Origin of the sequence: Lentibacillus sp. (assembly GCF_035301925.1) — a bacterium.
GTDB lineage: Bacteria > Bacillota > Bacilli > Bacillales > Amphibacillaceae > Lentibacillus.
Window position 1 is genome coordinate 1 of the sequence record NZ_DATGTI010000152.1, and the last position, 10301, is coordinate 10301.

Annotated in this window: 10 protein-coding genes; 6 read left to right on the forward strand and 4 right to left on the reverse strand. The window is 43.9% G+C overall.

The window, feature by feature from the left end; genetic code table 11:
* Positions 1-498, forward strand: a 498-nt coding sequence (locus VK080_RS12430) for a tRNA (adenosine(37)-N6)-threonylcarbamoyltransferase complex transferase subunit TsaD (RefSeq protein WP_414672252.1), incomplete at its 5' end; no start/stop codon positions are given.
* Between the two features lie 338 nt (positions 499-836).
* Here VK080_RS12430 and VK080_RS12435 read toward each other — a convergent pair.
* Positions 837-2750, reverse strand: coding sequence for an ABC-F family ATP-binding cassette domain-containing protein (locus VK080_RS12435; protein WP_324225087.1), 1914 nt, complete (start codon positions 2748-2750; stop codon positions 837-839).
* Positions 2751-3011: 261 nt separating this feature from the next.
* On the opposite strand from VK080_RS12435, the gene moaC reads away from it, so the two are divergent.
* The 3 genes from moaC to VK080_RS12450 all read left to right on the forward strand — a co-directional run bounded on the left by moaC (position 3012) and on the right by VK080_RS12450 (position 5618).
* Positions 3012-3524, forward strand: a complete 513-nt coding sequence (moaC, locus tag VK080_RS12440) for a cyclic pyranopterin monophosphate synthase MoaC (RefSeq protein WP_324225088.1) — start codon at positions 3012-3014, stop codon at positions 3522-3524.
* Positions 3511-4143, forward strand: coding sequence for a redox-sensing transcriptional repressor Rex (locus VK080_RS12445; RefSeq protein WP_324225089.1), 633 nt, complete (start codon positions 3511-3513; stop codon positions 4141-4143). Before moaC ends, VK080_RS12445 begins: the two co-directional genes overlap by 14 nt.
* A 62-nt stretch (positions 4144-4205) precedes the next feature.
* On the forward strand, positions 4206-5618 hold the full coding sequence (locus VK080_RS12450; protein ID WP_324225090.1) for an MDR family MFS transporter: 1413 nt from the start codon (positions 4206-4208) through the stop codon (positions 5616-5618).
* 41 nt (positions 5619-5659) lie between these two features.
* On the opposite strand, the gene VK080_RS12455 is transcribed toward VK080_RS12450, so the two are convergent.
* Both VK080_RS12455 and VK080_RS12460 read right to left on the reverse strand, forming a co-directional pair.
* The gene (locus tag VK080_RS12455; protein WP_324225091.1) at positions 5660-5863 is read right to left on the reverse strand and encodes a YdiK family protein; all 204 of its coding nucleotides are present in this window, start codon (positions 5861-5863) and stop codon (positions 5660-5662) included.
* A 6-nt stretch (positions 5864-5869) separates the two neighbouring features.
* Positions 5870-6583: a type II CAAX endopeptidase family protein gene (locus tag VK080_RS12460; RefSeq protein ID WP_324225092.1), complete on the reverse strand. Its 714-nt coding sequence runs from the start codon at positions 6581-6583 to the stop codon at positions 5870-5872.
* A 439-nt stretch (positions 6584-7022) separates the two neighbouring features.
* Here VK080_RS12460 and groES point away from each other — a divergent pair, with 439 nt between their 5' ends.
* Positions 7023-7307, forward strand: a complete 285-nt coding sequence (groES, locus tag VK080_RS12465; protein ID WP_324225093.1) for a co-chaperone GroES — start codon at positions 7023-7025, stop codon at positions 7305-7307.
* Positions 7308-7361: 54 nt separating this feature from the next.
* Positions 7362-8996 (forward strand): chaperonin GroEL, encoded by a 1635-nt coding sequence (gene groL, locus VK080_RS12470; RefSeq protein WP_324225094.1) that lies wholly within the window; start codon positions 7362-7364, stop codon positions 8994-8996.
* Positions 8997-9082: 86 nt separating this feature from the next.
* Here the strand turns inward: groL and VK080_RS12475 are convergent, their stop codons facing one another.
* Positions 9083-10282, reverse strand: a complete 1200-nt coding sequence (locus VK080_RS12475) for a site-specific integrase (RefSeq protein WP_324225095.1) — start codon at positions 10280-10282, stop codon at positions 9083-9085.
* Positions 10283-10301: the final 19 nt, after the last annotated feature.

Consider the following 10301-nt stretch of genomic DNA (forward strand, 5'->3'; position numbering starts at 1 on the left):
GTTGCCCGGATGCTGGACTTGCCGTATCCTGGTGGTCCACAGATCGATCGTCTGGCTGCAGAAGGAGAGGAATCGATTAATTTCCCACGGGCATGGCTGGAGGATGACAGTTTTGATTTCAGCTTCAGCGGGTTGAAATCATCCGTTATCAACAGAATCCACAATGCAGCACAACGCGGGGAGACAGTGAACAAGGAAGATGTTGCCGCCAGTTTTCAAGCGAGTGTTGTTGATGTACTGACAACCAAAACGTGGAAAGCTGCCCAAAAGTATCATGCGAAACAGGTGATTGTCGCCGGCGGAGTTGCGGCTAATCAAGGTTTGCGTAAATCACTGGAAGCAAAATTCGATCAAACGGACATCCCATTGCTGATCCCGCCGCTTAATTTGTGCACTGATAACGCAGCCATGATTTCAGCGGCAGGGTTTGTTAATTATAAACAAGGCAAGCGATCAGGCTGGGATTTAAATGCGAACCCGTCGCTGGTGCTCAGTTAATATCCACATGCTTATTCACAGCAATGTGGATATTTTTTATGAAAACTAAATTGAAAGTGTTTGAAACTGTGGGTAAAAAATGTGGATAACTCGGCGTTTTATTGTGAAAAATGTGTATAACCTTGATTTGAATCGGCAAACAAGCTTGGGATTTGTGCATAACTCTGTGGATTATGTGTATATAACGATGGTAAACGGCACTGTTTTGCTGACCAATTGTGTACCGTTATCCAGGTTTAAAGGAAAAACCCCGCTCTTGATAGGGCGGGGCTTTGACATCATCGTACCAGCTTCTGCAGCGGGCCGATGAAAAATCAGGTTGTTCCAGTACTTTCCAGTTATTCCTGTAAACCAGTCCATTCTTCCATTAATTGCTCAATCTCCTGTTTTAATTCGTCCGTTTGCTTCATGAGTTCCAGTGATTTTTGATGATCTTCATATACTTCCGGTTCGGTCATTTGTTGTTCAAGTGCTGCCAGTTCCACCTCAAGCTGTTCGATGGATTCTTCGAGTTCATTTATCCGGCGCTCTTTTTTTCGTCGTTCCCGCTGCAGCTGTTTATCTTCCCGGAATTTTGCCTTTCCCCGGCCCTCAGTCTGCTTTGCTTCTTCTGTCTGCATGAGTCTTTCAATTTCTGCTTCTTCCTGCTTTTTCTCGATGTAATAATCATAGTCACCCAGATAAAGATTGGCACCATCACGTTGCATTTCCACAACTTTATCAGCAATTTTGTTAATAAAATAGCGGTCGTGGGATACAAATATTATTGTTCCCGGGAAGTCCATCAATGCGGCCTCCAGGACTTCCTTGCTGTCAATATCCAAGTGGTTTGTCGGCTCGTCCAGCACAAGCAAATTGGCATGTTGCATCATCAATTTGGACAGTGACAGGCGCGCCTTTTCACCGCCGCTCAATGAATGTACGGTCTTCAGGACATCGTCACCCGAAAATAAAAAATTTCCCAGTACAGTACGGATATCCTTTTCGTCGACATCAGGATAGTCATCCCACAGTTCATCCAGAACGATCTTGGCCGAACTTAACATCTGTTGCTCCTGATCGTAATAGCCGATTTCAACATTGGTACCGATTTTAATGGATCCTGCTTTCGGTTCCAGATGTCCGAGAATCGCCTTTAATAAAGTAGTTTTTCCGACACCATTCGGGCCGACAAGTGCAATCCGTTCACCCCGCTTGACATGGATCGTCACATTGGAAAACACCGGCTCGTTCTCATATTGAAAGGCAAGCTTATCAACTTTTAACACATCATTGCCGCTTGTCCGGTTGATCTGGAATGAAAATAATGCTGATTTTTCATCACCTTTTGGCTTATCCAGCTTTTCCATTTTTGCCAGCTGCGTCCGCCGGCTTTGGGCCCGTTTTGATGTTGATGCGCGCGCAATGTTCTTTTGGATGAAATCTTCCATTCGCTTGATTTCGGTTTGCTGTTTTTCGTATGCTTTTAATTCTTTCTCATAATCAATGGCGCGCTGTTTCAAGTAAAAGCTGTAGTTACCGTTATATTTTTTAGCGTGATGCCGGCTGATTTCATAGACGATTGATACAGTTTTATCAAGGAAATAGCGGTCGTGCGAAACGATGACAACGGCGCCGGGATAACTGCTTAGGTAATTTTCCAGCCATGCCATCGTTTCGATATCAAGATGGTTTGTCGGTTCATCTAAAATCAGTAAGTCAGGCTTTTTCAATAACAGTTTTCCAAGTGCCAGACGTGCCTTTTGCCCGCCGCTCAATTCATTGATCGGGGTGCTGTAATCCACATCCTGAAAATTCAGCCCGGTGAGGACGGCCTTCATATCTGCCTCATACCGATAGCCGCCGTTCGTATCAAATGCCTGCTGTTTTTTGTCATAATCAAGAAGCAGCTGTTCATAATCCGCCTCGGAAAGCGTATCGGCCATGGTCATTTTTTCTTCCAATTGTCTCAGTTCCTGCTGCTTTACAAGTAACTGATCAAATACCGTGAGCATTTCATCCCAGATTGTTTTGTCCGACTCAAGACTGGTGTGCTGGGTCAGGTAGCCAATAGTGAGATCTTTCGGTTTGAAAAGCTCACCTTTATCATAGGAAAGTTCGCCTGCCATCATTTTTAACAGTGTCGATTTCCCAGTTCCATTGCGTCCGACAATCGCAATCCGGTCGTTTTCATTTATTTCAAGTTTAATATTCGCTAATATTTCATCGGCTCCGAATGATTTAGATAGATCATTGAGCTGCATTAGAATCATCGTTGTTCACTCCATTCCATCCAAGTGTACCGCATTACGATTTGGAAGGGCAATCATATTGTGAACTTAATCCCGCATGTAACGGACAGTACCCCGCCAAAGAACGTCGGTCAACTGTCCGTAAATGTCCGATTCTGTTCAACTAACATTCAGCAGGGAAAGTACACCCTGCTGAATGAAGTTTCACTTTATCACGACTTATTGATTTTTTTCTGATAGAATGAGAGCAGTAACATATATATGTAAGCGAGGTTAAGAGATATGGGGGATTTTACACACTTTAATGAACAGGGCAGAGCGCGAATGGTTGATATTAGTGATAAACAGGAAACAGAGCGCGCAGCCACTGCTGCCTCGAGCATTCAGCTGACAAAAGACATTTATGACAGAATAACAGCCAACACGATGAAAAAAGGGGATGTATTGGCGGTGGCGCAAGTAGCGGGCATCATGGCCGCCAAAAATACATCTGACTTGATCCCGATGTGCCATCCACTAAAATTGAAAGGAACAGATATCTCCTTCAGCTGGAACATTGCAGATGATATATATGAGCTGCAAATTGAGGCTTTCGTTAAAACGAAAGGATCGACAGGTGTGGAGATGGAAGCATTGACAGCAGCTTCTGTAACGGCGCTGACCGTATATGATATGTGCAAGGCGCTTGATAAAGGGATGGTTATTGGCCAAACCTATTTAGTCACCAAAACGGGTGGTAAATCAGGTGATTACCATCGGGACGTGCCAAGGAGGGCTGACAGTGGATCAAAATAAAATACCACAAGCTACGGCCAAGCGGCTGCCATTATATTACCGGTTTTTAAATAACCTGAACCACCAGGGCAAAAAACGTGTCTCGTCAAAAGAATTGAGTGAAGCGGTTAAAGTTGATTCAGCCACTATCAGACGCGATTTTTCCTATTTTGGTGCACTGGGAAAGAAGGGGTATGGCTATAATGTGGAATATCTGCTCGGCTTTTTCCGGAAAACGCTGGATCAAGATGAAATAACAGATGTTGCGCTGATCGGTGTTGGGAATCTTGGGACGGCGTTTTTACATTATAATTTCCTTAAAAACAACAATACACGAATTGTGATGGCGTTTGATGCTGATTCGAAAAAAGTTGGTTCGAAGTTTGGCGGTGTTCCGATTTATCATATTGACGACCTGGAAGACAAGATGAGTGATGTCGAGGTGGCGATTTTGACGGTGCCGTCCGAGGAAGCACAAAGCATTGCTAACCGGCTTGTTGATGACGGCATCTCCGGGATTTTAAATTTCACACCGGCACGTATAACGGTGCCACCCTGGATACGTGTACATCATATTGATCTGGCGGTGGAATTGCAGGCATTAGTGTACTTTTTGAAGCATTATCCTTTGAAAAAATAAAAATTCTATATTGGCTGTCAAAGAGGTGGATAAAAAGGACCGACGTTTCGGGAGGAGAGATGATGGGCAAAATCGATTCAAAATGGCTAGTTGTCATGTCGGTGTTGTTCGGAACATTCACCGTCATTTTAAATAACAGCATGCTGAACCCGACATTGCCGACTTTTATGGAACTTTTTAAGGTGGATGCGGTTGCCGTCAGCTGGCTGTTGACGATTTTTATGGTGTCGATGGGGATGACCATGCCACTGACGGGGTATTTGGGTGACCGGTTTGGCAAGAAGCGCGTATACATAACCGGCTTATGCATATTCACGTTCGGCTCTATTATGGGTGCACTCTCACCTAACCTGGGGATGATTATTGCCTCCCGTGCGATTCAGGGAACGGCCGGCGGGCTGATGATGCCGATCGCGATGGCGCTTATTTTTAAGGCCTTTCCGAGAGATCAGCGTGGGCTTGCTGTCGGCATTTATGGTGTTGCGGCGATGGTGGCACCTGCACTTGGTCCGACTGTAGGCGGCGTTGTGATTGAATATTTCACATGGCCGTTTCTGTTTTTATTTAATCTTCCGTTTGCTGTGACAGGCATTTTATTTTGTTTGCGCTACCTGAAGCCTACAGCGAAAAACCCGAATTTGAAATTCGATCTTGTTGGATTTTTACTGATCACGACCGGGGTCGGCGCTATCTTGTATGCACTCGGTCGCGGTTCAACATTGGAGTTATTGCTGTCACCAATCAGCCTGGTGTGTATAGCTGCCGGCATCGTACTGATCGTGACATTTGTGAAATATGAAATGAAGCAGGAGCACCCATTGCTTGATTTGTCCATTTTCAGAATCCCGACCTATTCTGTTTCGATTGCCGTCACCGCTACTGCATCAATCGGCTTGTTTTCCGGAATATTTCTGCTGCCGCTTCTCATTCAGGAGGTATATGGGTTAGGTGAAATTCAGACGGGGTTATTGTTTTTACCCGCAGCATTGGTTAGTGGTGTGTTCATGACACTGGGCGGCAAAGTTCTTGACTTAAAAGGACCGCGTTATGTTGTTCCGGTCGGGCTTCTGCTGCTTGGCGTTTTTACACTCGCCCTTGGCTTTAACACGATGTCAACGACCTTTTGGATGATCCTCATTTTGCATTGTTTGCGTAGTGCAGGACTTGGGATGTGCAATATGCCAGCGACGACTGCCGGAATGAATATGATTCCGGAAGCCCGGGTTGCGCAAGGGTCGGCCATGAATAATGTCATCCGGCAAATTTTCTCATCCTTTGGCATCGTATTCTTCTCGATATATTACGAAGTGCGCCGCGCTCAACTGTTTTCGAACGCCATCGAAACGCAAGAGGCCACATTGCAAGCATTGAACGAGGCATTCATGATTGCCGGTATCTTTATCCTGGTCATGATCCCGGTATCGTTTATCATGAAGGCACCAAAACAGGATCAGGAAACTGAAGTTGAGACATAGATGCAGGGAAATCAATAAAAAAGAAGCAGTGCATCACAGCACTACTTCTTTTTGTTGTTCTTTTTTATTTTAGAATGGATGATGAACATGCGAATGCCGACGCCAAAATCAAGTGTCGCAAAAAAGGCGAGCAGTACGGTGACGAAATTCCAGATCGTCTCGTCTGCGCTTAGTATGGCAACATATGTGAATAAAATACCAAGCAGGAAGTAAACGATCCCCATCGTTTTGGGTGATATTCTCATAAAAAATTAGCCTCCAATTATAATCATCTGCATTTCTTCCAGTTGTTTCATCATATTTTCGATATCTTCCGGATCGAGTGACAACTGCACGATAACGGAAATGGAATTCATAACCATGTGTGTGATGACTGGCACGATAATGCGTTTTGTTTTCACATAAAGGAAGGCAAAAACAAAACCGATCGAAGCATAGATTAAAATATGTTCAAGACCGTCGTGAATAATGCCAAAAATGAACGAGGAAAATGCGGCCGCCCAGAAAAAACCCATCCGTTTGTACAGTTCGCCAAAGATGATTTTGCGGAAAACAATTTCCTCCAGAATCGGTGCCACAATAGCCGTAATCACCATGAACAGTGGTACTGATCGAGTGATATCCATAATCATTTGCGTATTCTCCGAGCCAGGTGTTATACCTAATATGTAGGTTTCGATCGATGAAGCTGCGTAATTGACGAAGTAAGCCATAAATAGACCGGCAAATGACCACAGCACCATTTCTCCGGCAGATGCTGCATCCCGGTGCTGACCCGCTTTCATATCAGGCCGCATGAGCCATAGGACGGCGAAAAGCGCGGCAATGAAACTGAAAATGGACCAGTAGATATTCGATTCCACGAGTCCGAGCGGCGTCAAAGCATATAAGATGGGTGCAAATATAAATACGGAAAATTGCATGATAATATACGTTAAAATCACATACCAGTAGCGTTTCGGCAAAATATAACGACTCCTTTAAGTGTCTGTTCAAAAAGGAGGATAACAAAGGCCAAGAAGTTCGAGGCGGCGTAGTTTCGAACAGCGGGCTTCCACAGGGTGTGGTGACTTCTGCGCCACAGGACGTGGACGGTTTTAGCAGAAGGTCCCCTATTCGATGTGTCATTGTTATCGCACTTTTTGAACATCCTTTTCAATTGATATAGTGTATGCAGATATTTTCGATTCTAAAATACCAGTATCCATTTTAGCATAAATGACACATGCAATATAATAGAACGGGCTTGATCCGGCTGCAAATGAAATATCAAAAAATAGAACGCAAATACTTGCATTTTAGTACGGAATTATTTATTATATTAATTGGATTTAGCACTCACCATGTTGGAGTGCTAACAAGATCCTTCAAATACATGAAAAAAGAATTAAGGAGGTTGTCGGCATGATTAAACCACTAGGGGATCGTGTTGTAATTGAACTTGTGGAGCAAGAGGAAACCACTGCAAGCGGCATTGTTCTTCCGGATTCCGCTCAGGAAAAACCACAGGAAGGCAATGTTGTTGCAGTAGGTTCCGGACGCGCAGCAGATAATGGCGAAAGGGTTGCGCTTGAGGTCAAAGAAGGAGATCGTATCATCTTCTCCAAATTTGCCGGGACAGAAGTTAACTACTCCGGGAAAGAATACTTAATTCTGCGTGAAAACGACATTTTGGCTGTTGTGGAGTAAAACAGCTTAAATTAATGTCAGGAATATATAGAAAAATTAAGGAGGCGTTTTTGAATGGCTAAAGATCTTAAATTCAGTGAAGAAGCTCGTCGTGCCATGCTGCGCGGTGTTGATACACTGGCAGATGCCGTTAAAGTAACGTTGGGGCCAAAAGGTCGTAATGTTGTTCTGGATAAAAAATTCGGTTCACCGTTAATTACCAACGACGGTGTAACAATTGCCAAGGAAATCGAACTGGAAGATAATTATGAAAACATGGGTGCACAACTTGTGTCTGAAGTCGCATCCAAAACAAACGATGTTGCCGGTGACGGGACAACAACAGCAACTGTTCTTGCTCAAGCTATGATTCGTGAAGGACTGAAAAACGTGGCATCGGGTGCAAACCCTGTTGGCGTTCGCCGTGGTATTGAACAAGCAGTTGAATCAGCTGTTACCGAATTGAAAGGTATTTCCGAGCCAATTGAGGGCAGAGAATCCATTTCTCAGGTTGCAGCCATTTCTTCCGGTGATGATGAAGTCGGCAACCTGATTGCAGAAGCGATGGAACGTGTCGGCAATGACGGTGTCATCACCATCGAAGAATCAAAAGGCTTCAACACGGAACTCGAAGTTGTTGAAGGGATGCAATTTGACCGCGGTTATGCGTCACCATACATGGTGACAGATCAGGATAAAATGGAAGCGGAATTGGAAGATCCATATGTGCTGATTACTGACAAGAAGATCGGCAACATCCAGGAAGTTTTGCCGGTACTGGAACAAGTCGTCCAGCAAGGCAAGCCAATTCTGATCATTGCTGAAGATGTGGAAGGTGAAGCACTAGCAACACTCGTTGTCAACAAACTGCGCGGCACATTCAACGCAGTGGCTGTTAAAGCACCAGGATTCGGTGATCGCCGCAAAGCAATGCTTGAAGACATTGCAACATTGACCGGTGCTGAGGTCATCACGGAAGATCTCGGACTCGACCTTAAGAACGCATCGATCGAACAGCTTGGCCGTGCCAATAAAATCGTTGTAACAAAAGATAACACAACAATTGTTGAAGGTGCCGGCAAACCGGAAGCTATTTCCCAGCGTGTTTCCCAAATCCGTGCTCAAGCTGAAGAAACAACGTCTGATTTTGACAAAGAAAAACTGCAAGAGCGTCTGGCCAAAATGGCAGGTGGCGTAGCTGTCATTAAAGTTGGTGCCGCAACCGAAACAGAATTGAAAGAGCGTAAACTCCGCATTGAAGACGCGTTGAACTCTACTCGTGCCGCTGTTGAAGAAGGGCTTGTTTCCGGTGGTGGAACAGCGTTTATTAACGTACTCTCCAAAATCGGCGAACTCAATTTGACTGGTGATGAAGCGACAGGTGCCAACATCGTATTGCGCGCACTTGAAGAGCCAATCCGTCAAATTGCCCATAACGCAGGCTTAGAAGGATCCATCGTTGTTGAACGTCTTAAGGGTGAAGAAGTCGGCATCGGCTTCAACGCAGCGGACGGCGAATGGGTAAACATGGTTGACGCCGGTATCGTTGACCCAACAAAAGTTACCCGTTCAGCACTGCAAAATGCAGCTTCCGTTGCAGCGATGTTCCTGACAACAGAAGCAGTCGTCGCTGACCTGCCGGAAGAAAATGATGGCGGCGGCGGAGCACCTGACATGGGTGGCATGGGAGGTATGGGCGGCATGATGTAAATCATCGCCCGTAAACCTTGATGTGATAGTTTTTTTGAGGGGGTTACAGACCTCTTACGTATGAAAATGTAACAATAAAGTAACATTTAATTAAAATTTAATTTGGATAGGGCGCTTTCGTATAGGTTACTAACTTTTGCGGAAGCGTCCTTTTTCATTTTTTTGGTTACATGTGTATAGATTTTTAAAGTAGTTTGAGGGTCATCGTGTCCTACTCTTTCCATAACCGAAGCAAGATCAACACTGGCTTCAGCCATCATGCTAATATGGGTATGTCTGAAGATATGTGGTGTCGCCTTTTTTTCGATGTTGGTATATTCCATCAATCTTGCCATCCTAGTTACAATATTCTTTTGTATATAAGGATATCCATTCGCTCGACAAAAAACAAAATTACCTTCATGCTCCATTTCATTGCGATATTTCATTTTAATCTTTTTCTGACGTTTGTAATGCGATTTAATAAGCTGCATGATTTCAGAATCTACCTCAATCGATCGTATAGATCCATTTGTTTTTGGAGGTGTTAATTCGTACTTACGCATGTTGTTATCTTCATTGTAAAGTGTCTTTGTGATTCGAATAGTGTTAGTATTAAAGTTAATATCAGACCATTTTAAAGCACATAACTCTCCGGAACGCATGCCCGAAAAGGCCAGCAAATAGAATCGTTCGATATCTAGTTCCTGCCCATGGGTTAATGCAGCATTTAAAAATTCGTTTAATTCTTCGTTCGTTAAATATTTTTGTTCAATCGGTACCATCTCAATTTCTTCAACTGTTTTTCGTTTTTTAGGTATAATAACATCGCGATTTGGACTTTCTTTTATAAGCTTATCCTTTATCGCATGCTGAAAAATCATACCAGCTGATGTGTTAACTCCTTGGACTGTAGTCCGAGCATAATTTGGCGAAATGTTATTAATGAATTTTTGATACATGGAGTACGTAATCTTTCCAATTGGGCTTTTTGCCATATAACGGTTTAATATAGCGACTTCTTTTTCGCGGATTCGTACCGTGCTTCTTTTAACACCTGTTTGTTTGTATATTTCCATCCAAGCAGCTGCTACTTGATCAAATGTTATGCGATTTCCAGAATTCTCGTCAATTTTATCTTCTTGAGTCGATCTGACGGCTTTTTGCACACGCTCTTTCGCTTCACGTTGTGTCTTTGCCCGTCGTTTAATTTGTTTTCGCTTACCTGTAGCAGGATCAGGTTCTCCATCAGCAATACACTCCCATCTAATCTGTCCAGATTTCGTTTTGAATTTTTGACAGTACATGATTCTTGCCCTCCTCATA

Coding starts and splice junctions, on each gene's coding strand:
- VK080_RS12455 (WP_324225091.1), bottom strand. CDS start 5,863: ATGAGAATATCACCCAAAACGATGGGGATCGTTTACTTCCTGCTTGGT.
- VK080_RS12475 (WP_324225095.1), bottom strand. CDS start 10,282: ATGTACTGTCAAAAATTCAAAACGAAATCTGGACAGATTAGATGGGAG.
- moaC (WP_324225088.1), top strand. CDS start 3,012: ATGGGGGATTTTACACACTTTAATGAACAGGGCAGAGCGCGAATGGTT.
- groES (WP_324225093.1), top strand. CDS start 7,023: ATGATTAAACCACTAGGGGATCGTGTTGTAATTGAACTTGTGGAGCAA.
- VK080_RS12435 (WP_324225087.1), bottom strand. CDS start 2,750: ATGATTCTAATGCAGCTCAATGATCTATCTAAATCATTCGGAGCCGAT.
- VK080_RS12450 (WP_324225090.1), top strand. CDS start 4,206: ATGGGCAAAATCGATTCAAAATGGCTAGTTGTCATGTCGGTGTTGTTC.
- groL (WP_324225094.1), top strand. CDS start 7,362: ATGGCTAAAGATCTTAAATTCAGTGAAGAAGCTCGTCGTGCCATGCTG.